This window comes from Flavobacterium cutihirudinis (genome assembly GCF_003385895.1).
Taxonomy (GTDB): Bacteria; Bacteroidota; Bacteroidia; order Flavobacteriales; family Flavobacteriaceae; genus Flavobacterium; species Flavobacterium cutihirudinis.
On the sequence record NZ_QRDQ01000010.1, the window covers coordinates 222,236 to 248,822 of the forward strand.

Annotated in this window: 23 protein-coding genes; 8 read left to right on the forward strand and 15 right to left on the reverse strand. The window is 36.0% G+C overall.

Annotated elements, in window-relative coordinates; translation table 11 throughout:
* Positions 1-201: 201 nt before the first annotated feature.
* Together BD847_RS15620 and BD847_RS15625 are read right to left on the reverse strand one after the other, a co-directional pair.
* Entirely contained in the window at positions 202-552 is a 351-nt protein-coding gene (locus tag BD847_RS15620; protein ID WP_115889196.1) for a hypothetical protein, read from the reverse strand.
* Positions 553-680: 128 nt separating this feature from the next.
* Positions 681-1,115 carry a DUF1810 domain-containing protein gene (locus BD847_RS15625; RefSeq protein ID WP_115889197.1) on the reverse strand — a complete coding sequence of 145 codons (435 nt, stop codon included), beginning with the start codon at positions 1,113-1,115 and terminating at the stop codon, positions 681-683.
* A gap of 348 nt (positions 1,116-1,463) precedes the next feature.
* Here BD847_RS15625 and BD847_RS15630 point away from each other — a divergent pair, with 348 nt between their 5' ends.
* A complete protein-coding gene (locus tag BD847_RS15630) occupies positions 1,464-2,213 on the forward strand; it encodes a 4-hydroxy-tetrahydrodipicolinate reductase (RefSeq protein WP_115889198.1) in 750 nt (249 codons plus the stop codon).
* 170 nt (positions 2,214-2,383) lie between these two features.
* Here the strand turns inward: BD847_RS15630 and BD847_RS15635 are convergent, their stop codons facing one another.
* The 3 genes from BD847_RS15635 to BD847_RS15645 form a co-directional block, all read right to left on the reverse strand.
* On the reverse strand, positions 2,384-3,130 hold the full coding sequence (locus BD847_RS15635) for a succinate dehydrogenase/fumarate reductase iron-sulfur subunit (RefSeq protein ID WP_115889199.1): 747 nt from the start codon (positions 3,128-3,130) through the stop codon (positions 2,384-2,386).
* Between the two features lie 104 nt (positions 3,131-3,234).
* Entirely contained in the window at positions 3,235-5,145 is a 1,911-nt protein-coding gene (locus BD847_RS15640; RefSeq protein WP_115889200.1) for a fumarate reductase/succinate dehydrogenase flavoprotein subunit, read from the reverse strand.
* Between the two features lie 171 nt (positions 5,146-5,316).
* Entirely contained in the window at positions 5,317-6,597 is a 1,281-nt protein-coding gene (locus tag BD847_RS15645; protein WP_115889201.1) for an acetyl-CoA C-acetyltransferase, read from the reverse strand.
* A 240-nt stretch (positions 6,598-6,837) separates the two neighbouring features.
* Between BD847_RS15645 and BD847_RS15650 the strand changes: the two genes are divergently transcribed.
* Positions 6,838-9,237, forward strand: coding sequence for a TonB-dependent receptor (locus BD847_RS15650; RefSeq protein WP_115889202.1), 2,400 nt, complete (start codon positions 6,838-6,840; stop codon positions 9,235-9,237).
* 131 nt (positions 9,238-9,368) lie between these two features.
* On the opposite strand, the gene BD847_RS15655 is transcribed toward BD847_RS15650, so the two are convergent.
* The 3 genes from BD847_RS15655 to BD847_RS15665 all read right to left on the reverse strand — a co-directional run bounded on the left by BD847_RS15655 (position 9,369) and on the right by BD847_RS15665 (position 11,724).
* Positions 9,369-10,391, reverse strand: coding sequence for an LLM class flavin-dependent oxidoreductase (locus tag BD847_RS15655; RefSeq protein ID WP_115889203.1), 1,023 nt, complete (start codon positions 10,389-10,391; stop codon positions 9,369-9,371).
* A gap of 102 nt (positions 10,392-10,493) precedes the next feature.
* The gene (locus tag BD847_RS15660; RefSeq protein WP_115889204.1) at positions 10,494-10,901 is read right to left on the reverse strand and encodes a DUF1634 domain-containing protein; all 408 of its coding nucleotides are present in this window, start codon (positions 10,899-10,901) and stop codon (positions 10,494-10,496) included.
* Positions 10,888-11,724 (reverse strand): sulfite exporter TauE/SafE family protein, encoded by an 837-nt coding sequence (locus BD847_RS15665; RefSeq protein ID WP_115889205.1) that lies wholly within the window; start codon positions 11,722-11,724, stop codon positions 10,888-10,890. Before BD847_RS15665 ends, BD847_RS15660 begins: the two co-directional genes overlap by 14 nt.
* Positions 11,725-11,940: 216 nt before the next feature.
* On the opposite strand from BD847_RS15665, the gene BD847_RS15670 reads away from it, so the two are divergent.
* A complete protein-coding gene (locus BD847_RS15670) occupies positions 11,941-12,423 on the forward strand; it encodes a TlpA disulfide reductase family protein (protein ID WP_115889206.1) in 483 nt (160 codons plus the stop codon).
* 3 nt (positions 12,424-12,426) lie between these two features.
* A complete protein-coding gene (locus BD847_RS15675) occupies positions 12,427-13,038 on the forward strand; it encodes a thioredoxin family protein (RefSeq protein ID WP_115889207.1) in 612 nt (203 codons plus the stop codon).
* Positions 13,039-13,088: 50 nt separating this feature from the next.
* Here the strand turns inward: BD847_RS15675 and BD847_RS15680 are convergent, their stop codons facing one another.
* Both BD847_RS15680 and BD847_RS15685 read right to left on the reverse strand, forming a co-directional pair.
* Positions 13,089-13,823: an AAA family ATPase gene (locus BD847_RS15680; RefSeq protein WP_115889208.1), complete on the reverse strand. Its 735-nt coding sequence runs from the start codon at positions 13,821-13,823 to the stop codon at positions 13,089-13,091.
* Positions 13,824-13,853: 30 nt separating this feature from the next.
* Positions 13,854-14,585 (reverse strand): YggS family pyridoxal phosphate-dependent enzyme, encoded by a 732-nt coding sequence (locus BD847_RS15685; RefSeq protein ID WP_115889209.1) that lies wholly within the window; start codon positions 14,583-14,585, stop codon positions 13,854-13,856.
* A gap of 207 nt (positions 14,586-14,792) precedes the next feature.
* Between BD847_RS15685 and BD847_RS15690 the strand changes: the two genes are divergently transcribed.
* Positions 14,793-15,056 (forward strand): DUF2024 family protein, encoded by a 264-nt coding sequence (locus BD847_RS15690; protein WP_115889210.1) that lies wholly within the window; start codon positions 14,793-14,795, stop codon positions 15,054-15,056.
* Positions 15,057-15,105: 49 nt separating this feature from the next.
* Here BD847_RS15690 and pdxR read toward each other — a convergent pair whose 3' ends face one another.
* From pdxR to BD847_RS15710, 4 genes are all read right to left on the reverse strand, one after another.
* On the reverse strand, positions 15,106-16,518 hold the full coding sequence (gene pdxR / locus BD847_RS15695) for a MocR-like pyridoxine biosynthesis transcription factor PdxR (RefSeq protein ID WP_115889211.1): 1,413 nt from the start codon (positions 16,516-16,518) through the stop codon (positions 15,106-15,108).
* A 66-nt stretch (positions 16,519-16,584) separates the two neighbouring features.
* Positions 16,585-16,878, reverse strand: a complete 294-nt coding sequence (locus tag BD847_RS15700; RefSeq protein WP_115889212.1) for a DUF3861 domain-containing protein — start codon at positions 16,876-16,878, stop codon at positions 16,585-16,587.
* A 16-nt stretch (positions 16,879-16,894) separates the two neighbouring features.
* The gene (locus BD847_RS15705; protein WP_115889213.1) at positions 16,895-17,626 is read right to left on the reverse strand and encodes a LytR/AlgR family response regulator transcription factor; all 732 of its coding nucleotides are present in this window, start codon (positions 17,624-17,626) and stop codon (positions 16,895-16,897) included.
* Positions 17,626-18,669 (reverse strand): sensor histidine kinase, encoded by a 1,044-nt coding sequence (locus BD847_RS15710; protein WP_115889214.1) that lies wholly within the window; start codon positions 18,667-18,669, stop codon positions 17,626-17,628. The genes BD847_RS15705 and BD847_RS15710 overlap by 1 nt, the downstream gene beginning before the upstream one ends.
* A gap of 267 nt (positions 18,670-18,936) precedes the next feature.
* On the opposite strand from BD847_RS15710, the gene BD847_RS15715 reads away from it, so the two are divergent.
* Genes BD847_RS15715 through BD847_RS15725 form a run of 3 tightly spaced genes read left to right on the forward strand, consistent with a single transcriptional unit; the run spans position 18,937 to position 24,702 of the window.
* Positions 18,937-20,100, forward strand: a complete 1,164-nt coding sequence (locus BD847_RS15715; protein WP_115889215.1) for an efflux RND transporter periplasmic adaptor subunit — start codon at positions 18,937-18,939, stop codon at positions 20,098-20,100.
* Positions 20,101-20,107: 7 nt separating this feature from the next.
* Positions 20,108-23,278 carry an efflux RND transporter permease subunit gene (locus tag BD847_RS15720; RefSeq protein ID WP_115889216.1) on the forward strand — a complete coding sequence of 1,057 codons (3,171 nt, stop codon included), beginning with the start codon at positions 20,108-20,110 and terminating at the stop codon, positions 23,276-23,278.
* A gap of 17 nt (positions 23,279-23,295) precedes the next feature.
* Positions 23,296-24,702, forward strand: a complete 1,407-nt coding sequence (locus BD847_RS15725) for an efflux transporter outer membrane subunit (RefSeq protein ID WP_115889217.1) — start codon at positions 23,296-23,298, stop codon at positions 24,700-24,702.
* Positions 24,703-25,230: 528 nt separating this feature from the next.
* On the opposite strand, the gene BD847_RS15730 is transcribed toward BD847_RS15725, so the two are convergent.
* Positions 25,231-26,556 (reverse strand): hypothetical protein, encoded by a 1,326-nt coding sequence (locus BD847_RS15730; RefSeq protein ID WP_115889218.1) that lies wholly within the window; start codon positions 26,554-26,556, stop codon positions 25,231-25,233.
* Positions 26,557-26,587 lie beyond the last annotated feature (31 nt).

Sequence of the window (26,587 nt, forward strand, 5' to 3'; positions counted from 1 at the left end):
CAAAATCAGCCCTTTACGTTCATGTAAAAGCTTGATTTTTAATTTGAAAGCGGAATGGATTTACTACAAAGTATAGAGAGCATGATTTAATCTACTTCATTGTAGAAGCAAATCAATCAAAACATAATAATAGACGGCTTTTTATCAATTTTTGAAAAAGATAAATTGCATTAATAGTCTAAAAAATGAAATGTAGTAAATTTAAAGAAAGATGGGTGGTGCGCGAAGTGCAAAAAGGCTTCCTTTAAAAAATGTTGAAACGTTCTTTGAGTAAAAGAAATGATAGGATGTTTCAACGTTTACTTTATAAAAAGAAAATTCCTGAGAAAAGTTCGGAATATAAGTGCTGAAAGCGAAATGACAAATGTGACAAGTATTGTCTACAGCGTGGCTGTGCGTAATTTCTTTTTGACCTTCGGTATATTTGTGAACACAATGTTTTTCAGAAAACTGTTTGATCACGTGCTCGTACGAGTGAACGGTCTGAAACAGCATGGCGAACAATACTGTAAAAGACATCAAGAAATTTACAACAATAACTTTCTTTTTCATTCGGTGGTATTTCTGGAGATTATTTAAATTATTAAAAATGAAATAAATAAACGCAACAGTGTTGCAAATATAACTATCTTATTTTGAAAAGCCTTAGAATAATGCTCTTTTTATAAAGAAACACAAAACTAAAGATTGCTGTACAATAATTGCAACGTATGAAAATCGGTTGATCCGTCGAAGTATTTATGAAGGGCTTTTTGGAAAACAGGTTCTGTATTCTGAATACTGGCGAACAATGTCAGACAGGATTGAAGCCTTTCATCATCCGGATTACCGAATATTTCCGCTGCTGTCTTTTCTTCAGTTTTGATTAATTCCGATGTAATTTCAATGAGATGTTTGCCTAAAATGGGATGTTCCAAAAAGGCAATTGCTTCATCAGCATTTTTAATTTCATAGAATTTTGAAGTATCGCAGGATCCGTATCCTTTTATTTGCGGAAAAACAAACCACATCCAGGGTGACTCTTTTTTACCTTTTTTAATTTCAGCCAGCGTTGATAGGTACAGTTTATTTTGTGCGTCTAAAAAACGCATTAATTCATTTGTGTTGTAGGCCATTATTTACTGATTTTGTTTGGGACAATTCAGGTCGTAAATCTACTGAAAATATGTTTAGTTGTACATTTCCATAATTTTTTTTCATTACTTTTTTCCAAAATAAAACGAAAGAAAAGTGTTTGGTTTTCGTCTGGAATGTAAAAAGCATTAGCACTATTATTCTTGTTAAGAGGTTGATTAATTGTTATATAAGTCAATGTTTACTAGTATTCGTGTGATATTTTTTCTATTTTAGCAAAAGACGGTCATTAACAACAATGATTAATGATTACTTTTTTAGACGGCATTTAACTTTATTTTAAATGCCATTTTCTTCTAACGGGCATTTCGCTCAAAAAACAATAACATATGAAAATAGGATTAATCGGATTCGGAAAAACTGGAAAGTCAGTAGCTTCAATACTATTAGAAAACAAGAAATTCAGCCTTGAGTGGGTTTTAAGACAAAGTAGCGTTTTAGAACATCGTTCTGTACCGGAATTTTTTGGTGTTGAGTCAGAAGAACCCGGATTAATTTATTCAAGTTCAAAAACTTCCATAGAAGATTTATTAGAAAATCATCCTGTAGACGCTATTATTGATTTCTCATCGCATCAGGGAATTTACACGTATGGTGAAACGGCTGCCAAGAAGAACGTAAAAATCATTTCAGCCATTTCACATTATAAGGAAAAAGAACTGCAATTTTTGAAAAAGCTGTCCAGTAAAACAACTGTATTTTGGTCACCAAATATTACTTTAGGAGTTAATTATCTTCTTTTTGCTGCCAAGTTTTTGAAGAAGATTGCGCCTTGGGTCGATATCGAAATTAACGAAGAACATTTTAAAGCGAAAGAAGGAACTTCCGGAACAGCAGTAAAAATTGCTGAAGCTTTGGAGGTTGAAAAAGAAAGTATAAATTCGGTAAGAGCAGGAGGAATCGTAGGAAAACATGAAGTGATTTTTGGTTTCCCGTATCAGACTGTGCGACTGATTCATGAATCTATTTCGAGAGAAGCTTTTGGAAACGGGGTTATTTTCGTTGCCGAAAATTTAAAAGATAAAGAAAAAGGGCTTTATAATTTTGAAGATATTCTGACGCCTTATTTTGCGATTTGATTTTGCAATTTGATTTTGCCACAAAGGCGCAAATACGCTAAGGTTTTTTTTCATTTTTGTCATTTCGACGAAGGAGAAATCGCACTAGTAATTCCGAAACGATGATTAGTAATCTCTGTCGATTCGCGAGTGCGATTTCTCCTTTCAGTCGAAATGACAATACTTAAAGTTTATTTCCTAAAGGCTAAAGCTTTCATATACTCTAGATTCATTTTTGCAATCGAAAGAACAGAAATTCCTTGCGGACATTCGATTTCGCAGGCTCTGGTATCGGAGCAATTTCCAAAACCGGCTTCATCCATTTGCTGAACCATTGTTAAAACTCTTTTAGAAGCTTCAATTTGACCTTGTGGTAACAAAGCAAGATGAGTAATTTTTGCACCGGTAAATAGGGCAGCGCTGGCATTTTTGCACGATGCAACACAGGCACCGCAGCCAATGCAGGCCGCAGCATCAAAAGCAGCTTCGGCTGTTTCATACGAAATCGGAATAGAGTTTGCTTCGGGAGCCTGACCTGTTGCAGCACCAATAAATCCGCCTGCAGTAATAATAGAATCGAAAGCTTTTCGATCAATTTTCAGATCGCGTAATACGGGAAATGCTTTCGCTCGAAAAGGCTCGATATAAATAGTATCACCATCTTTAAAACTTCTCATATGAAGCTGACAGGTTGTGGTGTTTTTTAATGGGCCATGTGCTCTTCCGTCAATCATAATGCCGCATTGTCCGCAAATTCCTTCCCGACAATCGTGATCAAATTCGATAACCCTTTCTTTTTTCTGAATAAGAGATTCATTCAAAAGATCCAGCATTTCGAGAAATGACATATGTTCTGAAACGTTGTCTATTTCATAATTTACCATTTCACCTTTTGAAGAAGTATCAAATTGACGCCATATTTTAAGATAAAGTTTCATAATAATTGTGAATTGTGAATTTTGAGTTATGATTTTTGAGTTAATAGTTGTGGATTATGAGTTGTGGGTTATCAATTATCAATTCATAATTCATAATTCACAATTTATTTATAGCTTCTTACGGCAAGTTCAACGGCTTCAAAGACAAGTGGCTCTTTGTGGAGTTCGGGAGGTTGTTGTTGTCCTTTCCATTCCCAGGCCGAAACGTAGCAAAACTCAGTATCATTTCGAACCGCTTCGCCATCGGCAGTTTGATATTCTTCTCTAAAATGTGCTCCACAGGATTCTTCTCGCTGCAGCGCATCATGACACATTAATTCGGCTAATTCTAAATAATCGGCAATTCGCCCGGCTTTTTCTAATTCGCTGTTGAGCGTGTCATCGCCTGTTATTAATAAATCTTTTTCGAAGGATTCTTTTAGTGATGCAATGCCTTCAAGTGCTTCTTCCAGATTTTTTCTGTTTCTGGAAAGGCCGCATTTTTCGTAAAGAAGCCTTCCAATTTTTTTATGGAAATAATCCGCGCTAAGCGTTCCTTTAGTATTTAAGAATTTGTCCAGTTGATTTCGAACCGATTTTTCGGCTTCTTCAAAAGCAGGATCGGAAGTATCTATTTTCGGTCCGTTTAATTCTCCGGAAAGATAATTCGGAATCGTATAAGGTGCGATAAAATAGCCATCAACACAAGCTTGAAGTAATGAATTTGCGCCAAGGCGGTTTGCGCCATGATCAGCAAAGTTGGCTTCTCCTAAAGCAAATAAACCGGGAATTGTGGTCATTAATTCATAATCTACCCAAAGTCCGCCCATGGTAAAATGAGCCGAAGGAGAAATAAGCATTGGTTCTTTATAAGCATTGATTCCGGTGATTTTTTCATACATCGCAAAAAGATTGCTGTATTTTGCTTCAATTTTATCTTTTCCCTGCGCTTTTATGGCATCGGAGAAATCCAGATAAATGGCATTTTTCATTGGTCCGACACCGTGACCGGCATCAATTCGTTCTTTAGCTGCTCTTGATGATATATCACGAGGAGCAAGATTTCCGAAAGAAGGGTAGCGGCGTTCTAAATAATAATCACGTTCTTCTTCAGGAATGTTGTTTGCATTTCGGTCATCGGCGGCTTTTTTGGGAACCCAAATTCGGCCATCATTTCGAAGCGATTCCGACATTAAAGTCAGTTTTGACTGATTCTCGCCATGCTGAGGCAAAGAAGTAGGATGAAACTGAATCCAGCTTACACCCGACATAAAAGCGCCTTTTTTGTGCGCTCGCCAAATGGCCGAACTATTGCAACCCATTGCCAACGTAGATAAGTAGTAGACTTTTCCGTAACCGCCTGTAGCCAGAACAACGGCATCGGCAGCGTGACGCTCCAGATTTCCTGTTTCTAGATTTCGAGCAATAATACCTTTTGCTTTTCCATTGATTACAACTAATTCAAGCATTTCGTGGCGGGTGTACAAATCTACTTTTCCAAGAGAAACCTGTCGCAACAAACCTTGATAGGCTCCAAGCAAAAGTTGTTGCCCCGTTTGTCCGCGTGCATAAAATGTTCTTGAAACCTGAACACCGCCAAAAGATCTGTTGTTTAAATAACCCGCATATTCTCTAGCGAATGGCACGCCTTGTGCCACAGCATGATCAATCAATACTGCTGAACATTCGGCCAAACGGTATACATTCGCTTCGCGGGAACGAAAGTCGCCGCCTTTTATCGTATCATAAAACATTCGGTAAGTACTGTCACCGTCATTTTTGTAATTTTTTGCAGCATTTACACCACCTTGCGCAGCCACAGAATGTGCTCTTCGGGCAGAATCCTGAAAACAAAATGATTTGATATTATAGCCTTGTTCAGCCAAAGAAGCCGCGCAGGAAGCTCCCGCAAGTCCTGTACCTACGACGATAATGTTTAGTTTTTTTCTGTTTGCTGGATTTACAAGTTTGGCTTTTGCTTTATAATTGCTCCATTTTTCGGCAAGAGGTCCTTCGGGTATTTTTGATTCCATCATTTTCAACGGTTTAAAATGAAATGAGACAAAATTTTAAAAAGAAAACTAAATTGTAAGCTTACTCTAAATATAGCATAAAATATTGATTTAAATATTTGCAAGTGAATATTTTATCGTGATTTTATTTCTTTGATTTGGAAAACAATTCGGCTTAGCGGATAACGAGATGTATTACTTTTCAATAATCATTGTAACGCCTTGTCCGCCGGCAGCGCAAATGGATATAAAACCTTTTCCTGAACCTTTTTCATTTAAAAGTTTAGCCATGACACCAATAATTCGGCCACCAGTCGCAGCAAATGGATGAGCTGCCGCAAGACTGCTTCCTTTTACGTTTAACTTTTCTCGGTCTATGGCGCCAAGGGTTTTCTTTAATCCAATTTCTTTGCTGAGTTCCGGGCTTTCCCAAATTTTTAAAGTAGCCAGAGTCTGAGCTGCAAAGGCTTCGTGAATTTCATAATAATCAAAATCCTGAAGATTTAATCCTGCTTTTTCCAACATTCTCGAAGCAGCAAACAGAGGAGCCAATAATAAATTCTGCTGTTTTTTGACATATTCAATTGCCGCAATTTCAGCAAAAGTGATATAAGCTAAAATTGGAAGACCTTGTTCTTTTGCCCATTCTTCGCTGGCTAAAAGTATACAGGAAGCGCCATCTGTCAGCGGAGTAGAATTTCCTGCTGTCAACGTTCCGTTTACTTTATCAAATGCGGGTTTTAGCTTGGCTAATTTTTCAATGGTACTGTCTTTTCTTAAATTATTATCTTTTTCAAGTCCGTTGAAAGGGGTAATCATATCATCAAAAAAACCTTCGTCATAGGCTTTTGCCATATTCAAATGACTTCGCAATGCAAACTGATCCTGATCTTCGCGGGATATTTTATAATACTTTGCCGTAATTTCAGTGTGTCCGCCCATCGAAAGTCCGGTTTGAGATTCTTCATTTCGAGGAACCAAAGGTGATAAATCTTTTGGACGAATTTTCAGGAATGTTTTTATTTTGCCTCCTAATGATTTTGCTTGTCGAGCTTCCAATAAAAGCTTTCTAAGATTTTCGCTAACTGCCATCGGAATATCACTGATGGAATCTACTCCGCCGGCTATTCCAGAATCAATTTGCCCTAGTGCAATTTTATTGGCAATATAAACGGCACTTTCAATTCCGGTGTCGCAAGCCTGTTGCAAATCACAGGCTGGAGTTGCTGGATCGAGATTGGTTTTCATTACACATTCTCTCATTAAATTACTGTCATAAGTATGTTTGATTACAGCACCGCCAGCGACTTCGCCCAATAATTTTCCATTTAAATGGTATTTATCTATAAGTCCGTCTAAGGCTGCAATCATCATTTGCTGATTTCCTACATTGGAATAGGCCGTATTTGCTCTTGCGAAAGGAATTCGATTATAGCCAACAATTGCAACTTTACGGATAGAAGTATTTTGATTCATATTTTTTTGTTTCTGGTAGTTTTTCAACTTTAAAGATAAGTAGAGTTTATTGTTTTTTTATAAAAAAGAGAAGAAAGAAAGTTAAATCTTATAAGATGTATGAGATTAATATCTTCATTGTCTTGGTAATAGTCTGATTTAGGGTGTCTTTTTTATTTTTATTTAGAATCGTTAAAAATAATTTGGATTAAAAGATATTAGGAATTACTTTTGCCAAATAAAACTTAAAATAATCTTAAAATGAAATTAAAACTCATTAAAAGAATTTCCTTTCTAATGTTGTTGTTGACTTCGCTAAACATGGTAAGTCAGAATAATGGGAAAGTAACCGGAAAAATATCTTTGAGCGGAAATGTACCTGCAGAAGGTATTTCGGTTGCTCTTAAAGGCACAAAATACAGTGCTGTAACAAATGAAAATGGACAGTACGAAATCAGGAATGTTAAACCTGGTTCTTATACTATCAGTATTCATTCAGTAGGTATTCACTCAACTGAAGATGCCATTGCCGTAACTGCGGGAAAAACTACAACTAAAAATTTCGCACTTTCTGAAAGTCAGGAAGATCTTGATGAAGTTGTTATTACAAAAAATAAATACAAACAAGACAAGCCATCATTGTCATTACGTTTGCAGACTCCAGTTTTAGAGATTCCTCAAAATATTCAGATTGTAAGTGGTCAAACTTTAAAAGATCAGCAAATTACAAGTATGAGCGACGGAGTAATTCGTAACGTGAGTGGTGCTGTTCGTTTGGAACACTGGGGAGATTTATATACCAATATTACAATGCGTGGTTCTCAAATACAGGCTTTTAGAAATGGATTTAATGTGGTTTCTTCTTTCTGGGGACCATTAACAGAGGATATGAGTTTTGTAGATCACATTGAATTTGTAAAAGGACCGGCAGGTTTCATGCTTTCGAGCGGTGATCCAAGCGGGCTTTATAATGTGGTAACTAAAAAGCCAACTGGAATTACAAAAGGTGAAGTTTCGGTACTTGGTGGAAGTTATGATTTCTATAGAGTAAGTCTTGATCTTGATGGGAAATTAGATAAAAAAGGAAAATTACTTTATAGATTTAACGGAGCTGCACAGAAAAAAGGATCTCACCGTCCGTTTGAGCATAACGACCGTTATGTAATCGCTCCGGTAATTTCATACCAAATTGACGATAAAACAAAAATTACTGCCGAATACAATTTTCAGTATGCAAATTTGACTGAAGTTGGTTCTTATTATGTTTTTGGTCCTACGTCTGATGGTTATGCAACTTTGCCTGTTGATTTTACGATGACACAACCGGGAATTCCAGATACCAATATTCAGGATCATAGCGGATATTTACAGTTTGAACACAAGTTTGATGACAATTGGAAACTTACAGCTCAGACTTCTTATTTTAAATATATCCAACAAGGTTACAGTTCTTGGCCAAGTTTAGTAGGACCTGATATTAATAACGTACTTCAAAAAGGTGAAATTATCAGAAATGTTGGAATTTGGGATGCAGAAAGCAATATGTATTTGGGACAAATATTTGTAAACGGTAAATTCAATACAGGATCTGTTAGTCATAAAATATTAAGCGGAGTAGATTTAGGAAGTAAAGATTATATGGCCGATTGGGGACAATCTCATGATCTTGATACAGCTGCTAATCCATTCAATGTTTATAATCCAAATTACGGAATACCATCAAATGGTTTACCTGCTTTTGACCACGATACACCATTAAGCCAAAGAGCAGGTGGACTTTACGGCTCAGAATATGCGGCTGGTTATTTTCAGGATGAACTTGGTTTTTTCCAAAACAGATTAAGAGTAACTCTTGCTGCAAGATATACATGGATCAGCCAGACTAGCAGTTATGAACCAACAAAATCAGACAGCCATATTACACCACGTTTTGGAGTAAGTTATTCAATAACAGATAGTTTTGCAGTATATGGTTTGTATGATCAGGCTTTTTTACCACAAATTGGCAATGTTGCACCAGGACAGGAAATTAAACCTTTGACTGGAAATAATATTGAGTTTGGTCTTAAAAAAGACTGGTTTGACGGTTCTTGGAATACATCTTTATCAGTGTACAATATTTTAAAGAAAAACGAGCTGACTACAGATCCTAACAGTCCTGATCCAAACAAGCCAGTAAGTGTTGTTTTAGGGGAAAAAAGAGCTCAGGGAGTTGAATTTGATGTGAGAGGAAAAATCATTGACGGTTTAAATCTTATTGCAAATTACGCCTTTACTGAGTCAATAGTATCAAAATCTAATGTTACAGGAATTGATAAAGGGGATATAGTTCCCGGATATGCTAAACATACAGCAAACGCATGGTTAAATTATACACTTCAAAGTGGTAAATTAAAAGGATTTGGAGCTTCTATTGGTGGTACTTTCCTTGACGGACGTCAAACGGATACATGGAGCGAGGGAAAACAAAAACTGCCAAGCTACTTTAAACTTGACGGAGGTTTATCTTATGAAACTGGTAAAGTGAAAGTTACTGCTAACGTATTTAATATTTTGAATAAATACCTTTATAGCGGTTCTTACTACCAATGGTTAGATGCTTATTACTGGCAAACTGAAGCGCCAACTAATGTTAGAGTTGGTGTAACTTATAAATTTTAATTATACGCCTTTTTAAGAAGAATTGTTATAAATGAGAAAGCATCCGTTAATTTTTAGCGGATGCTTTTTTTTTTTGCGATTCTAAGATACTAAGCTTCTGAGCTTCTAAGTCTTTGTTTTCAATTTAAAAACTATCCTTTTTTGATTAAAGGAATCAATTTTGTTCCGATTAACTCTATTGCGTTCATTAATTGCTGATGTGTTAAACCTGCATTATCCATTTGAAAAGTAAAACGGTCAACGCCTCCAAGTGCTTCGCTGTGTCTTAAGATTTTCTCGGCAGCACGTTCGGGACTTCCAACAATTAAAACGCCTAAATCATCTATAAGGCCGTCAAATTTTCCTTTGGTTACTGGAGGCCAGCCGCGTTCGTATCCTAATTTTGTCCATAACTCAGCATAACCTGGGTAATAATCTTCGATTGCTTTTTCAGTTGTAGTCCCTATATAACCTGGTGAATGTAATCCTACTTTCAATTCTTCTGGTTTGAAACCTGCCGATTTTCCGGCTTCACGGTATAAATCAATCAAAGGGCGAAAACGATGTGTTTGCCCGCCAATTATCGCTACCATCAAAGGCAATCCTAAACTTCCTGCTCTAATAAAAGATTCCGGAGTTCCTCCAACGCCAAGCCAAACGGGTAATTTTTCCTGCAATGCTCTTGGATAAACTGGAAGATTGTTTAATGCCGGACGAAATTTCCCTGACCAGGTTACGAATTCATTATCGCGAATCTGAAGCAGTAAGTTTAATTTCTCTTTAAAAAGCGCATCATAATCATTTAAATCATAACCGAAAAGCGGATATGCTTCAATTGAAGATCCACGGCCTACAACAATTTCTGCTCTTCCTTTCGAAATTAAATCCAATGTGGCAAAACTTTGATAAACTCTCACAGGATCCGCAGCGCTTAAAACGGAAACGGCACTCGATAAACGGATGTTTTTTGTTCGTGCCGCTGCAGCGCTTAATATTACAGCTGTAGCTGAATCTAAAAATTCTTTTTTGTGATGTTCTCCAATTCCAAAAACATCCAAACCAACCTGATCTGCGAACTCAATTCTTTGAAGTAGTTGTTCCATTGCATCAACACTGCTTAAAGTATTGTTGTCGCCGTACATTGCCGAAGCAAAACTGTCTATACCTATTTCCATTTTTTTTAGTTTTTGCCACGAAGGCGCAAAGTCACAAAGTTTTTTTTATTTTAAGCTTTTTTGAAAAGCCTACAGCCTACAGCTTAAAGCTTATAGCATTTATTAATGCGAGAATCCAAACGAAATACTGGTTATTATAATTAGAATAACAATCAGCGTGATCGTAACATATAAATAATCTTTTTCTAGAAGGAAAGAAAAAAGCGAAAGCAAAACCCTGAATACCGGAGTTAGAAATAATAATATGATTCCGAAGAAAATTAAGTATTCTCCGCTCCCTTGAATTACGCCTTTGTAAACTGTTCCAATTACTTCAAAAATATTTAAATCATTTTCCTTAAAAACAGAATAATCTTCGATGTCGTTTCCGTGGTGCATTAAATAAACGATTCCGCCAATAAAAGCTACTGAAAGTGAAATCCAGACGCCGTATCGCAATAAATTTCCAACAATGGTCTGAAAATCTTTTTCTCCAAATTTTTCGTGCTGCATAACTTTAGATTTTTCCATTAATTCCGTTATAAATCATATTAATGGCAAGCACAAAAATGAGGCAGGCAAAAAATATTCTTAATTTCTTTGGATTTGTTCGTACTAAAACTTTGGCCCCAGCCATAGCTCCAAATAATACACCAATTACAACCGGCATACAGATTCCGGGCTCGATATATCCTTTTTGAATATAAATTACAGAACTTGCCATCGCGGTTACACCCATCATAAAATTACTGGTTGTGGTTGAAACTTTAAACGGAATTCGCATAATATTATCCATAGCAATTACTTTAAATGCTCCGGAACCAATGCCGAGTAAACCTGACATCATTCCGGCAATTCCCATCATACTGAAACCGCCAATGACATTTTTGGTTCCATAGCTTACAACCTGTCCATCGTGCGTTGGGTAAGTTCCTTGTAATCTTAGTTTCTTCGCTAGCGGACTCGATTCTAAAACGATATGTTCTTCTTTTTTACGAAGTGAATTTATAGCCGAAAAAATCAATGTGAGTCCAAATAAAACGGCGATGAATGAAGTAGGAGCTATAGTAGAAAGTAAAGCACCGCAAACGGCTCCAATTGTAGTTGCAATTTCAAGAAAAATGCCGAGGCGCATATTGGTAATTCCTTCTTTTACGTAAGCGGCCGCAGAGCCAGAAGAAGTTGCAATTACAGAAACTAATGCCGCGCCAATTGCATAATGAATATCAACACCAAGTATAATAGTTAAAAGCGGGATAATTATGATACCACCGCCCAATCCTGATAGTGAACCAATAAAACCGGCCAAAAAAGCACCAAGAATCATGATCAGGGTAAATGTAAGTACTGTCATTAAGAATGAATTTTGTTTCCTGCTAATTTACGAATACAATTTCGCTGACGAAAAGATTACGACCTTAATTAAACCTTAAAAATGCGAAAACGTTTTTGTAGCAAGAGTGTTTTGAAGCTACAATATAATTTGTACCATTAAACTTTTATTAACAACAAGAAAAATACTTATGATTTATATTTGTAAGGATGAAAAACAATTTAAATCATTTAATGGATGAAGAAAATTCAGACTTTACTAGTTTATTCTTTTTTATTATTTGCTTTTGCATCAACGGCCTATAGTCAAAACGTAAAATTACTGACTGTCGATCAGCTTTACGAGAGAGTAAATAAAGGAAAAGACAGTACTTATGTGGTTAATTTTTGGGCAACCTGGTGCGGACCTTGTGTTAAAGAACTTCCTCATTTTGAAAAACTTCAAAGTGAATATAAAACAGAAAAACTGGCAGTATTATTAGTAAGTGTCGATTTTAAATCCAAACTGAATTCGGCCGTAATTCCATTCGTTAAGCGAAAAAAAATGAAAAATGAAGTATTTCTGCTAAACGAAAGTAGTCCACAGGAATACATCGATCGCATTGATCCATCTTGGTCGGGAAGTATTCCGGCAACGATTTTTATTAAAGGAGACAAACGTAAATTTATTGAAACAGAACTTACATACGATCAACTATTAACGGAATATAAAAAGCTATAAATTATGAAAAATATAATCACTTTATTAGTATTAGTATTTACGGCATGGCTGTCGCAAGCACAGACAGCGACTTTGAAAGAAGGTGATATTGCGCCGGACTTCAAACTTAAAAATGTTGACAATAAAGAAGTTTCTTTTGCAAGTTATCCCAACGCAAAAGGTTTTATAGTAGTTTTTACCTGTAATAAATGCCCTTATGCAGTGGCGTACGAACAGAGAATTATCGATTTAGATAAAAAGTTCAGACCTCAGGGATATCCGGTAATTGCTATTAATCCAAATGATCCTGAAGCTTCAAAAGCAGATTCGTTCAATAAAATGCAGGATTTGGCTGTAGCCAAAAAATACCCTTTTCCATATTTATTTGATGCTGGACAAGTGGTTACAGATCAATATGGAGCGAAACATACACCACATATTTTTATTGTTTCAAAATCCAACAAAGGAAATATCGTAGAATATGTTGGCGCAATTGATAATGATCCGGAAGGAACAAAAGCTGAAAAAACAAAATATGCGGAAGATGCTATTGTAGCGCTTCAAAACAACAAAAAACCGGCAATAACCCAAACAAAAGAAATTGGCTGCACGGTAAAAAGAAAAGCGAAAGCTTAATACCTGAATTTAATTTGTTAAAAAACGCCTCACGTAAATGAGGCGTTTTTTTATATACTTGTTTCGATAAGTTGTTGTTGTTCTTTGAATTCCAATTCCGAAATGATTTGCCTTTTCATCGTGGTATGAACATAATCTTTTGCTTCGGCATATGAAATATTGTATTTATATGGAATATCTTGTAAATGATCCGGAAAGTCAGAAAGTATTTTTTGATAGTAACCTTCAAGCTGTTTTGCATCAGGCATTTCAAATTTTAAGCGAATTTGAAATCTTCTTAATAAAGCGGTGTCGATACTATTGTAATAATTTGTAGCGCAAATCAATAAACTATCAGCAGGAAAATAATCAATCAGCTGGATGATCGTATTTACCAGACGCTTCATTTCTGCAACATCTTTGTCTTCGCTGTCACGGCTTTTTCCAATCTGATCAAATTCATCCAAAAAAAGAACTGCGTTTTCGAGAATTGCCTTATCAAATATTGCTTTTACATTTTTTGAAGTTTCACCAATTTTAGCATTAATTAAGGTGCTAAGATTAACAATAACAATTTTTTTATTTAAAGCTGTTGCAATGGCTTTTGCTGTACTTGTTTTTCCGCAACCAGAATGACCATGAAGCAGTATTTTGTTATCGACTTTGAGGTTGTATTTTTTTAGTTCTTCAAAGTATTTGTGTTCCTTTATTATCTGAGTAAGAGCTGCTTTATTCTCTTCGCTGAAAAGCAAATCATTCAGCATTATTTTTTCAGTATCAGCTACAACAAGTTCGTACAGATTCATGATCAATTTTATTTTGTGCAAAATTAGGTTTTATTCTGTAATATTCTCATTCCAGATTTCTTTTCCCAAAAAACGGTTTCCAAAAATAGAAGTTCCAATTCGTACCAAATTTGAACCTTCGGCAATAGCCAGTTCCAAATCTTGTGACATTCCCATAGAAAGCTTTAAATCAGTACAGTTTGCAAGATTGGTATCTAGTATTTCATCGCGGATTTGGCGAAGTAATTGCAACGAAGGTCTCATTTTTTCTTTATCAACATCCAATAATCCAATCGTCATAAGTCCCTTTAAATTTAAAGTTTCAAACTGTTTGATTTCTTTAATAAAAGTCAGCACTTGAGAAGGTGGCAAACCAAATTTACTTTCTTCAAAAGAAGTATTTACCTGAACAAAAACATCGAGACTTCTTCCTTTTTTTTGCAATTGTTTGTCCAGTTCTTCTGCTAAACTAAGACGGTCCAAAGATTGAATACAAGTAACATATTTCAATACATCTTTAACTTTATTCGTTTGAAGATGCCCGATAAAATGCCTTTCAGTATTGAGATTTTTCAAAACCGAATCTTTATCGCGAAGTTCCTGCATTTTGTTCTCACCAATTAATTTCTCGCCGGTTTCAATTGCTATACGAATATTTTCGGCGGAGACAGTTTTGGTCGCCAGCAATAATTGAACCTCTGAAGGATTTCTTCCAGTTTTTTTGCAGGCTTCCTCAATGCGATTGTGTACTTGTTTTAAATTAAAAATTATTTGCTCTTTCATACTACAAAGTTAGTACGATCAAGATGGAGTCGTAAGATCCAGTTTTGAGTAATTCGATTGGTCCAGATTAGCATCAAAAGCAGACCAGATTATTGTTATAAATGAAAAAACTGGATTACTTGAAAAAGATATAAGCTTGGTAATTTTGATCCGACAATTAAGTCAGGGACTTTATTAAAATAAAATTACTTTAAAAAAGAATATAAAATGAAAGTAGCAGTGTGGGATACTTATGTAACCCGAAAAGATGGAAAAATTATGCATTTTGATATTTTGGTTGATGAAAACACAGTAGACAAAGACCGGATTTTTGAATATGGGAAAATTTATCTTGAATCGGTTTCTCAGGAAGGGCAATCTTTGACAGCAAAAGAATGCAGATTTTGCCATATTGACAAAGCGCCAATAGAAATCGAAAATCAGATTAAGGAAAACGGATTTTCAATTATCGAGATGGAAAATTGTAATTAAACAATTAGTATCGAAAAACGGACTGGAAATTTAGGTTTTCAGTCTACTTTTATAAATATTTGGAAAGTGCAATAATTCCTTCTTCCATTTGCTTTTCGGTTAAAGAAGCATAGCCCAAACGTAACCCAGAAATCGGATTTCCAAAGCTGAATTTTATAGGATTCATTAATTGAATTCCTTTTTCATTTAAGACGATACAAACCTTTTGCAAGTCGATTTCTGATGTTGGAACAATCCAAAAAGCCAAACCGCCTTCGGGTTTTTTGAAGGTTATTTTATCTTTGAGATGTTTAGTACAAAGACTTTCAAAATAATCTCTTTTGGCTTTATAAATAAGGCTGGTTTTCTTTAAATGCCTTTTGATTTTGCCTTCATTAATCAAATTTAAAACAGCTTCTTCCATAATATTGTCGCCTTGTACGTCGATTATTTTTCGATGCTTACCAATTTTCTCTACATTTTCAATAGAACTTGCCAGATAACCAATGCGTAAAGCAGGCGCAACAATTTTACTTAAAGTACCAATGTAAATGTAATTTTTAAGGTTTCCGTAGCTTGAAAGCGGAAGAATAGGACGTTGACCAAAATGAAACTCATTGTCATAATCGTCTTCAATAATAGTAAAACCATATTGATTGGAAAGTGCAATCAGTTTTAGTCTTTTCTTCAGACTCATCGTTACGGTCGTAGGGAATTGGTGATGTGGTGTAACATAAATCGCTTTTATGTTCTTGTATTTTTTTAGATAAGATTCCACTTCTTTGAGATTCAAACCATCCCATTCTACATTTACCGGAAGTAGTTTAGCGCCAGCATTTTCAAAAGTTTCCCAAGCTGGTTTATAACCCGGATTTTCGATCATAACAAAATCATCTTTCGAAAGTAAGCAATGCGCTGCGAGATACATCGCCATCTGACTTCCTCTGGTAATACAGATTTGTTCCGGAGCGACATTCATTCCTCTTTTAAAATTCAGCATTTGCACAATCGCTTTTCTAAATTCGATATCTCCCAATTCGGTGCTATAGCCCATAATTTGCCTGCGGGATTTTCTATTGAAAATTTCTCTGTACGCGCGTGCAAGATCCTTCATTGGTGCAAGGCTGCTGTCGGGAAGTCCATCATCAAAAACGAGATGGGGTTTTATTTCGTTTACTGTTTTTTGCTGATGAAGAAGCGTTTTGTCTTGAGAAAGTAAACCGGAAGACAAATCAGAGACAAAAGTTCCCTTTCTGTCAATCGAGGATAACCAGCCTTCAGCAATTAAAACATCTAAAGCTTCAACGACGGTATTTCGGCTGACCTGGAATAATTCGGCTAGTTGTCGGCTTCCGGGCAAAGCATTTCCGGTGGTTAATTTTCCGGTTTTAATCGCATGAATTATAGCGTCGGCAATTTGTAGATAAAGTGCTTTGCTGCAATTTTTGTCTAATTGAATTTCGAATTGCCAAGGTCGTAACATCTGGTATGGTTGATTGGTTCAAAACTGTAATATCAAGCATACCAAAATTACATAATATCTTTTAGATTATAAACTTTTCAGTTTTTTCATAAAGACAGGAAAAACTTCATTCAATTCATCAAATAAAGGATTTTTGCGGTGTTTCAGTTTTATTTCGCTGAATAATTTTAAACCTAATGCAAACTGAGTCGCTTCTTCAGGAGTATCAAATAAATTTTTGTCTTTTATTCGGTCAATGATTCCGAAAATTTCATCGTGATTGTCAAATTGGATTCCGAGTTCTTTTGCAGGTTCTGTTTCTCCGTTTGCGTATTCTTTTAAGCTAAGCGTTAAATAATATTTGTTTGATCTTTTTGTCATGATGGTAATGCTATTTTTATTTTAACCATTTGTCAACTATGGTTTTAAATGCTTCTTTGTATTGTTCTCCAACAGTAATTTCTGTTTTTCCAATAAAGACAGAGTTTTTACTGATGGCATTTATTTTGTCCAGACAGACAATAAAGGAACGATGAATTCTCATGAATTTTGCAGAAGGTAATTTTTCTTCCAGCGCTTTTAAAGAGATTAACGAAAGAACTGTTTTTTGGGAATCATCAAGATGTACTTTTACGTAATCTTTCAAACTTTCGATGTATAAAATATCTTTTAGAGAAATTCGGACCCATTGATATTCTACTTTCAGAAAAATAAACTCATCATCAGCAGTTATAGATTGCGATTGATTTGAAGCTTCCGTTGTTTGCAGAAGCACTTTATTGGCGGCTCGAAGAAATTCTTCATAGCTAAAAGGCTTTAAAAGATAATCTACAGCATTTACTTTATAGCCTTCAATTGCATAATGATTATATGCAGTTGTAAAAATGATTTTTGGTAAAGTTCCCGGCTGCTCTTGCAAAAGTCTCGCCAGTTCCATTCCGGTAAGGTTGGGCATATTGATATCCAGAAAAACTACATCCGGCTGTTTTTCTCTGATTAGTTCCATCGCTTCGACTGCATTATCGCAGCTGGCAGTTAATTCAAGAAATGGCGTTTGATCTATGAAGGTTTGCACTAGCTTTAATGCCAGTGGCTCATCGTCGACTGCTATACATTTTAAAAGACTCATTATTCTAAAGTTATTTGCAGTTTTACGTTATACATTCCGTTTGGAGCGATTCCTGCTTTAAGCGAATGTTTATTTGGATAAATTAAGTGAAGTCGGCGTTTTGTATTGGTTAAACCAATTCCGCCTTCATCTGTTTTCGAAGATTTTTCGAAGTAAGTATTTTCTACTTCAAATTCCAAGCTGCTTCCATTCTGCGTAAGCGTAATATGAATTTCGCTTTTATCAGTAGCATGAATACCGTGTTTAAATGCATTTTCTACTAAAGGTAGCAATAACATAGGAACAATTGGGTAATCATGAATTTTTTCGGGAATATTTGTGGTAATAGTCAATTTGCTATTAGCGCGAAGCTTCATTAGAGCAATAAAATCTCTCATAAATTCTGCTTCTTTATGTAAAGTTGTAGTTTCTTCTGTGCTATATAATAGATAGCGCATCATTCTGCTCAGGGTATGAAGTGCATTTCTCGAATCTTCGATATCAGTATAAGTTAGTGAGTAAATACTATTTAATGAATTGAAGAAAAAATGCGGATTAATTTGTGCTTTCAGCATTGCCAATTCGGCCATGGTTTTGTCCTGTTCCAGCTTTTGTTTGTGTTGCGCCGCTTTTTGCCAGTATTGCAACATAGCCCAGCTTGTGCTAATTCCTAAAACCAACAAGGTAAGCGTTAAAACATAATTATCAAAATATGGGTTTTTATACTTTCTGAATCCTAAAACTAAGCTTATTTTATTATGAAGATCGGTTTCTGAAGTGTATAAAAAGGCAATGAACTGCATAACAAAAATGGCAAGAAATGCCCAAAGCAAAAAAGGAGATGTATTGTCCTTAATAATGGTTTTTGGAACTACAATTTTGGCATTTGTATAAAAAATAATAATTAATAAACATAAGAGTATTGTTTGCCAAAGCCAAAAAACGCCTGGAAGTATCACATTCCAAGTTAAAGGAATGTAAAACAGCATAATAAAACCCAATAATAACCAGCCAAGAATATGAATTCCGGTAAATAAATAAGGTCTGTAGATGTTTGAAGCCATTCTGAATTGTTATTTTTTTAGACAATATTACATTTTATTTGAATACGATATAAAAGCAATCTGCCAAAATCCCATTACAGCCATTAAAAACCATTTTACAACCGACGGGCTCAAAAATTAAACACTTGTTTAATTCCAGAAAAAATCCGTCGGGTGTCAGGCTATCTCTATCGATTGTCTTTCGCTGTTCGTCTATTTGAAAATTTTTGCATGCTCTATTTTAGTTCTTTTGCTTATTAATAAATAGATAATTACACATTTTTGACAATGAATAAGCAATCGTTTTTAAGCATTTTTGCAGCGTCACTTATTATCGTATCGTGCGGTAATAAAAATGATAAATCGGCTCAAGCCGGAGGTGCGCCACAGGTAAAAGAATATCGAACACTGACATTACAGCCGGAATCAGCAACATTATACAGCGATTATCCTGCAAGTATTCAGGGACAACAAAATATTGAAATCCGTCCGAGAGTTGAAGGTTACATCGATAAAATCTTTGTCGATGAAGGCGCTGTGGTAAAAGCAGGACAGCCATTGTTTAAAATAAGCGCTCCTGAATATGAGCAACAAGTTCGTACGGCATCTGCAAGTATTAAAAGTGCTCAGGCCGAAGTAAGTGCAGCAAAATTAGCGGTAAACAAAGTAAAACCATTAGTTGAAAAAGGAATTATCAGCAAGTACGATTTAGAGTCGGCTCAATATACTTATGAGTCTGCTATGGCGAGTTTGGCTCAGGCCAATGCAAGTCTGGTTAATGCGAAAACCAATTTAGGATATACGACTGTAACAAGTCCGGTTGACGGCGTTGTAGGTTCTATTCCGTTTCGTTTGGGAAGTTTGGTAAGTTCCAATACGGCCGATGCTTTAACAACAGTTTCAAGCATTGGAAATGTATACGCTTACTTTGCGATAAATGAGAAAAAGCTTTTGGATTTCACGCAGAGTTCTTCTCCGGGTTCTACATTGGCACAAAAAATCCAACATATGCCAGCAGTTTCTCTATTGCTTTCTGATGGTTCTCCTTACGCAGAAAAAGGAAGAGTGGAAACTGTAAACGGATTAATCAATACGGAAACAGGTTCGGTTACTTTCAGAGCGCGTTTTGCAAATCCAAAAAGCATTATTAGAAGCGGAAGCAGTACAACAGTAAGAATTCCAAATGAAGTTACCAATGCTTTGATTATTCCGCAAAGTGCGACTTATGAACTTCAGGATAAAATGTTTGCTGTTGTTGTTGGGAAAGACGGGAAAACAAAAAGTACCAATATCTCAATTTTGGACAACAACGCCGGAAATTATTATGTCGTAACTCAAGGTTTAAATGCAGGCGATCAAATTGTTCTTGAAGGAGTGGCAACGCTGAAAGACGGAACAGAAATTAAGGCTCAAAACCAAAGTGCCGATAAAGTTTACGCAGACTTAAAATAAAAAACACATGTTTAAAAAATTTATACAACGACCTGTACTTTCGACAGTAATATCGGTTATTATTGTCATTTTAGGTGTTTTAGGATTAATTGAGTTGCCCATATCTCAATATCCTGATATCGCGCCACCAACAGTAAATGTTTCAGCGAGTTATACCGGAGCCAATGCCGATGTGGTTTTAAAAAGTATTGTAATTCCGCTTGAAGAGCAGATTAACGGGGTAGAGAACATGACGTACATGACTTCTTCTGCTACGAATGACGGAAATGCTTCTATCAAAATTTTCTTTAAAGTTGGAACTAATCCTGATTTAGCAGCGGTAAACGTTCAGAACAGGGTTTCTAGAGCAACAAGTTTATTGCCGGTAGAGGTGACTCAGGCTGGGGTTACGGTAACAAAAAGCCAGAGTAGTAACTTATTGATTTTTTCTTTATATAGTGATGATAAAGCTTACGATCAGACATTTCTTCAAAATTATGCGAAGATCAATCTTGTACCACAAATTCAGCGTGTAGTTGGAGTAGGTGATGTTACCGTTTTTGGGGCAAAAGATTATTCGATGAGAATTTGGCTGAAGCCCGATGTAATGCAACAATATAAGCTGATTCCGAGTGATATTTCGGCAGCATTGGCAGAACAAAATATTGAAGCTGCACCGGGAAAATTTGGTGAAAACGGAGATCAGGCTTTTCAATACGTAATTAAATACAAAGGCCGTTTAACGAGCGCCAAAGAATTTGAAGAGATTGTTATAAAATCGGTTGGAAACGGGCAAATGCTTCGCCTTAAAGATATTGCTAAAGTAGAACTAGGCTCTTTAAGTTACGCATCAACAATTAAAACAAACGGTGTTGAATCTGCAGCGATGGCAATTAGTCAGACGCCAGGTTCGAATGCGCGTGACGTAATTATCAATTCTAAAAAATTAATTGAAGAGGCAGCAAAGAGTTTTCCAAAAGGGATGAAATATACCATCATGGTAGATGTCAACGAAAATCTGGATGCTTCTATTGAGAAAGTAATTCATACTTTGATCGAAGCTTTTATATTGGTTTTTATTGTAGTATTTATTTTCCTTCAGGATTTTAGATCGACTTTAATTCCGGCGATTGCGGTTCCGGTTGCGATTGTGGGAACGTTTTTCTTCCTGAATTTATTCGGATTTACGATCAACTTATTAACGCTTTTTGCGATGGTTCTTGCCATTGGTATTGTCGTCGATGATGCGATTGTAGTCGTCGAGGCGGTACACGCCAAACTCGATGACGGATATAAATCGGCTAAAAAAGCGACGATTCACGCGATGGACGAAATTTCCGGAGCGATTATTTCGATTACATTAGTAATGGCGGCGGTATTCATTCCCGTAACTTTTATTAATGGATCAACAGGGGTTTTCTATAAGCAATTTGGTATTACACTGGCTGTAGCGATTATTCTTTCGGCTGTAAATGCCTTGACGCTGAGCCCGGCGTTGTGTGCGCTTTTACTAAAACCACATGCAGACGATCATAAACATAAAAGTTATTTGCAGCGTTTTTATACTTCATTTAACGTTGCTTTTGATAATGTAACCGAAAGATATAAACGTTCAGTAAGTTTCCTTTCTGTAAAAAAATGGATTGCTTTGGCATCGATTGTAGTGGCGGGGATAGCTTTGGTTTATATGATGAAAACCACGCCATCAGCTTTCGTTCCTTCAGAAGATCAGGGAACTGTTTTTGCTAATATTAGTTTGCCGCCATCGGCTTCTATGGAGCGTTCTGATATTATAGCGAAGCGAGTTGACAGCATTGCAAAAACGATTCCGGGAGTTAAAAATACACTTCGAATTGTTGGACAAAACTTTACCGCTGGAGCAGGAAGTGCCTACAGTATGGTTATTGTAAAATTGAAACCATGGGACGAACGTGATTTAAGTGTTGATGATGTAATCGGTCAACTTTTTGCTAAAACAAGCGGTATTCGTGAAGCAAATATATTTTTCATTTCACCGCCAACTATTCAAGGGTTTGGGCAAAGTGGTGGATTTGAATTCCAATTGCAGGACAAAGGAGGACACACAACTGCTGAATTCTATAAAGTAAATAACGAATTCCTTGCAAAACTTGCCGAACGTCCGGAAATACAATATGCGACAACGCCGTTTAATCCTGGTTTCCCGCAATATATGATGGATATTAATTTGGCTAAAGCCAAAGATGCAGGCGTTTCGGTAAACACAATTCTGTCGACTATGCAAGGATATTATGGTGGATTGTATGCTTCGAATTTCAATAAATTCGGAAAACAATACCGTGTTATGATTCAGGCTTCTCCAGAGTTTAGAACAAATAAAGAAGGTTTAAATAAAATTTTCGTTCGTAACAACGCGGGAACAATGGCACCTATTACAGAGTTTGTTAATATGACTAGAGTTTTTGGACCAGAGTCGATTTCAAGATTTAACTTGTTTACGTCTATTTCGATTACTGGAGCGCCAAAACCGGGATACAGTTCAGGAGATGCTATTAAAGCGATTCAGGAAGTTGCTGCAGAAAATCTTCCGGCAGGTTATGGATATGAATTTTCAGGTTTAACTCGTGAGGAATTGGCTTCAGGAAGTGAAACTATTTTCATCTTTATTCTATGTCTGGTTTTCGTTTATTTCTTGTTGAGTGCGCAATATGAAAGTTATATTCTTCCATTTGCCGTTTTATTTTCAATTCCGTTTGGATTGGCGGGCGCTTATTTGTTCTCGATTATTTTCAAACTGAACAGTAATATTTACTTGCAGATTTCCTTAATCATGCTTATCGGACTTCTCGCGAAGAATGGTATTTTGATTGTCGAATTTGCTTTGGACAGAAGACGAAAAGGACTTCCGATAGTTCAAGCTGCGATTGAAGGAGCTGTTGCGCGTTTGCGACCAATTTTGATGACGTCTTTTGCCTTTATCCTCGGACTTGTTCCGTTAATGTTTGCAACTGGAGCCGGAGCGGTAGGAAATAAATCAATTGGTACCGGAGCTGTTGGAGGAATGTTGATTGGAACCATTTTAGGAGTTTTTGTAATTCCGGTTCTGTTTATTATTTTTCAGACTTTACAGGAAAAAGTAAGCGGTCCGGCTAAGGAAAGTTATGATGACGAAGATGATGAAGAAGACGAAATTCATTTATTAGAAGCGCATAAAGAATAAAATTTAATTCAAAAGAAATGACAAATAGTTCACATAAATATATTTTGATGGTAATGACGGCCGCACTTTTAAGTGCGTGCTCCGTTACCAAAAAGTACGAACGCCCCACAACATTATCGACTGATAAATTGTACCGTGATCAGGCTTCCGCCGATTCGACTACGATTGCTGATATGCCGTGGCAAAGTGTTTTTAAAGATGAAAAACTGAATGCACTAATTCAAAAAGGTTTGGATCAAAATCTGAATTTAAAAAATGCGATAGAAAATATTGTTCAGGCTAATGCTTCGTTGCGCCAAAGCAAACTAGCGTATTATCCAACATTGCAGTTAGACGCCAATGCAACGCATAATAAACAATCTGAGGCCGGACTTAATTTTCCGGCAGGAATTAATATCAATACGTTAACCACAACGTATAAATTAGGTTTAAGTACTTCTTGGGAAGCTGATATCTGGGGAAAATTAAGCAGTAAAAAAAGAGCTGCACTTGCAACCTATTTAGCATCAGACGCTGCAAAACAAGCAGTTCAGACACAATTGATTTCTGATATTGCCAATAATTATTTCCGATTATTAGCTTACGACAAACAATTAGCGATAACTCAGGAAACTTTGGAAAGTCGTATTAAAAATGTTCAGACGATTAAAGATTTAAAAGAAGGAGCAATTGTTACTGGTGCCGCTGTTGTACAAAGTGAAGCCAATCAGCACGCAGCTGAAGTTTTGATTCCGGATTTAAAACAAAGTATTCGTGAAACAGAAAATGCTATAAATATTTTGTTAGGACAAGCGCCGGGACCAATTGACAGAAGTGAATTAGGATCACAGATTGTTCCTGAAAACCTGGCAATAGGACTTCCGTCACAATTGTTGCAGAATCGTCCGGATGTGCGTCAGGCCGAGTTTAATTTCAGAAATGCCTTTGAAATGACAAACATGGCTAAAACTTATTTTTATCCGAGTTTAACGCTTACTGCAAGCACTGGTTTTTCGAATTTAGAATTAAAAGATTTCTTCGCGAATTCGGTTTTTTATTCGATCATTGGAGGATTAACTCAGCCGATTTTTAATCAGGGACTGAACAAAATGAGATTAACAACAGCGCAGTCTCAGCAAGTTCAAGCGTATAATAATTTTCAACAAAGTCTTTTAACAGCTGGTCAGGAAGTTTCAAACGCTTTGTATACTTACGAAATGGCTGTAGAAAAAGAAGATTCAAGAACAAAACAAATTGAAGCTCTGATAAAAGCAGTTGATTATACCAAACAACTTTTGGAATACAGTTCGGCTACAAACTATACAGATGTATTAACATCAGAACAAAATCTTTTAGCAGCTCAGTTGAGCGGTGTGAACGACAATTTGCAAAAATTGCAAGCCGTTGTCGATTTGTATCGTGCTCTTGGCGGAGGCTGGAAGTAAGATAGTATAAAGAAAACGCTGATCTGTCTATAGAATTTAAGTGTTGGTATATAAAATAATTAGGTTGCTTAAAAAGGATTTATTTTTGAGTTTCATTATAAATATAAAAGCTCCAAATTCAGTCAGTTAAAAACCACGATCAATGACGAATGTCATTAATTATTAGACATGACGAAGAAAAACGCCTCAAATTTTTGAGGCGTTTTTTGATTTAAAATGAAACCTTTTTGGTGAAATTATTTAAACAGATAGAAATATAGGAATAAGAAATTGTTTTAAGTCGTTTCACTAGCATAAATTCACATAGCTATGTGTTAGAAACTAGTTTCTTTCTACAATCTATCCGACAAAAAAATCTATGCTTCTATGTGTTAAAAGATATACACGCAACAAACTAAAAAATCATTTTTAATCCTTTAAATCGGTGGCAAAAAAACTTAGATAAAAACAAACAATCCGCTTCAGAAATTCCGAAGCGGATTGTTACCATAAAAAAAAACTCAAGTAAATGATTCTTTGATGGGTTTATTAGAATACTCCAATGTAATGGTTTCCAGCTTTGTTAACCAATTTAGCACCTTTAGTTACAGCACCAGTAGGAATATCAATAATATAAATGTTTCCGTCTTTTCCAACAGGAGTAACAGCGATATAAAAATCATTTCCGTCAACTACAAAACCTTGGTATTGACCAAAATTAAGATCAGTATCATAAGCAATACCATCTACCAATTTTGCTGTTTTAGCATTAAGATCAATTCTTGCAACATAACCTTGTTCAGAACCTTCATGGCTGTAAACTGCATACGCGATTCCGTTTCCAACATATCTCCAAGCATCAATATATGTTCCTTTAACTCCAAGAGCAGTATCTAAACTGAATACATAAGAATTGTCATATTCATTGTTTTGATCAATTTTCAGGATATAAGAACCATTTTTAGTATCTCTTTGAGTAGCTTGGTAGATATTTCCATCAGTAGCAACAAAACTATTAAAACTACGGTATCCGCTTGTGTCACCAAAACCAACAGTAGAAGTAATTATTTTTGGATTTTGAAGTGAAGGATAATCAACCACAAGCGATTTTGAACCTAAACGGTCAAACGAAGCTTGGTTTTTTCCTGTTGCAGGATCCGTTTTACGCATCCATGTTCCAATGATTAATTTATTTCCTGCTTTGTTTACTGTTGGCGCGTCCAAACGGAAAATATGATGACCTAAAGCTTCTTCCTCTGCAGACAAAGGAATTTGGTATTGTCTGTAGTCAGAAATTTCAATTTTTTGCAAGTCAAGGCTTAATACTGTTGCAGAACCTCTTGTATGTTTGTACGTTCCATCTTCATTTGTAACCACTACCGGAGTGGCAACATTTACGGCTACACCTGTTTTATCGCCATCAAAAAGTTTGGTCCATCTTGGAGTAGGACCTGCATATTGAGCAATACTTACTGTAGTTCCTGACTGTACAAAATTTTTGGCACCATTAACTTTGTAGGTCATGAATTCACCTCCGTTGGTACCATAAGAAATATTAAAAAGTGTACTTCCATCTACAGATGATTGTAAACGGGCCGTTCTTGTAGATTGTACCGGTTCTCCGTTTTCGTAAACATTAATCGAAAAGTTCGGATTTTTAGCATCTTCTTTACTAACTGCGTAAACTCTTGTTCCTCCATTTCCGTCTCCTGGTTCGTCTTGCATTACCGCTCCCGCTACGGTAATCCAACGGCCATCTGTTACCGGATTTACCGGATCTGTATTTTTTTCGTCGTCACTGCTGCAGCTTGTTGTTAATGCAAATGAGGACAAAACCAATCCACATGCAAGCAATTTGAATGTACTTTTTTTCATTATTATCTGTATTAAAAATTATTAATTAGTT

Excerpts from the sequence above, each read along its gene's own strand:
- BD847_RS15620 (WP_115889196.1), bottom strand. The coding sequence starts at position 552 with ATGAAAAAGAAAGTTATTGTTGTAAATTTCTTGATGTCTTTTACAGTA.
- BD847_RS15625 (WP_115889197.1), bottom strand. The coding sequence starts at position 1,115 with ATGGCCTACAACACAAATGAATTAATGCGTTTTTTAGACGCACAAAAT.
- BD847_RS15630 (WP_115889198.1), top strand. The coding sequence starts at position 1,464 with ATGAAAATAGGATTAATCGGATTCGGAAAAACTGGAAAGTCAGTAGCT.
- BD847_RS15635 (WP_115889199.1), bottom strand. The coding sequence starts at position 3,130 with ATGAAACTTTATCTTAAAATATGGCGTCAATTTGATACTTCTTCAAAA.
- BD847_RS15640 (WP_115889200.1), bottom strand. The coding sequence starts at position 5,145 with ATGATGGAATCAAAAATACCCGAAGGACCTCTTGCCGAAAAATGGAGC.
- BD847_RS15645 (WP_115889201.1), bottom strand. The coding sequence starts at position 6,597 with ATGAATCAAAATACTTCTATCCGTAAAGTTGCAATTGTTGGCTATAAT.
- BD847_RS15650 (WP_115889202.1), top strand. The coding sequence starts at position 6,838 with ATGAAATTAAAACTCATTAAAAGAATTTCCTTTCTAATGTTGTTGTTG.
- BD847_RS15655 (WP_115889203.1), bottom strand. The coding sequence starts at position 10,391 with ATGGAAATAGGTATAGACAGTTTTGCTTCGGCAATGTACGGCGACAAC.
- BD847_RS15660 (WP_115889204.1), bottom strand. The coding sequence starts at position 10,901 with ATGGAAAAATCTAAAGTTATGCAGCACGAAAAATTTGGAGAAAAAGAT.
- BD847_RS15665 (WP_115889205.1), bottom strand. The coding sequence starts at position 11,724 with ATGACAGTACTTACATTTACCCTGATCATGATTCTTGGTGCTTTTTTG.
- BD847_RS15670 (WP_115889206.1), top strand. The coding sequence starts at position 11,941 with ATGAAGAAAATTCAGACTTTACTAGTTTATTCTTTTTTATTATTTGCT.
- BD847_RS15675 (WP_115889207.1), top strand. The coding sequence starts at position 12,427 with ATGAAAAATATAATCACTTTATTAGTATTAGTATTTACGGCATGGCTG.
- BD847_RS15680 (WP_115889208.1), bottom strand. The coding sequence starts at position 13,823 with ATGAATCTGTACGAACTTGTTGTAGCTGATACTGAAAAAATAATGCTG.
- BD847_RS15685 (WP_115889209.1), bottom strand. The coding sequence starts at position 14,585 with ATGAAAGAGCAAATAATTTTTAATTTAAAACAAGTACACAATCGCATT.
- BD847_RS15690 (WP_115889210.1), top strand. The coding sequence starts at position 14,793 with ATGAAAGTAGCAGTGTGGGATACTTATGTAACCCGAAAAGATGGAAAA.
- pdxR (WP_115889211.1), bottom strand. The coding sequence starts at position 16,518 with ATGTTACGACCTTGGCAATTCGAAATTCAATTAGACAAAAATTGCAGC.
- BD847_RS15700 (WP_115889212.1), bottom strand. The coding sequence starts at position 16,878 with ATGACAAAAAGATCAAACAAATATTATTTAACGCTTAGCTTAAAAGAA.
- BD847_RS15705 (WP_115889213.1), bottom strand. The coding sequence starts at position 17,626 with ATGAGTCTTTTAAAATGTATAGCAGTCGACGATGAGCCACTGGCATTA.
- BD847_RS15710 (WP_115889214.1), bottom strand. The coding sequence starts at position 18,669 with ATGGCTTCAAACATCTACAGACCTTATTTATTTACCGGAATTCATATT.
- BD847_RS15715 (WP_115889215.1), top strand. The coding sequence starts at position 18,937 with ATGAATAAGCAATCGTTTTTAAGCATTTTTGCAGCGTCACTTATTATC.
- BD847_RS15720 (WP_115889216.1), top strand. The coding sequence starts at position 20,108 with ATGTTTAAAAAATTTATACAACGACCTGTACTTTCGACAGTAATATCG.
- BD847_RS15725 (WP_115889217.1), top strand. The coding sequence starts at position 23,296 with ATGACAAATAGTTCACATAAATATATTTTGATGGTAATGACGGCCGCA.
- BD847_RS15730 (WP_115889218.1), bottom strand. The coding sequence starts at position 26,556 with ATGAAAAAAAGTACATTCAAATTGCTTGCATGTGGATTGGTTTTGTCC.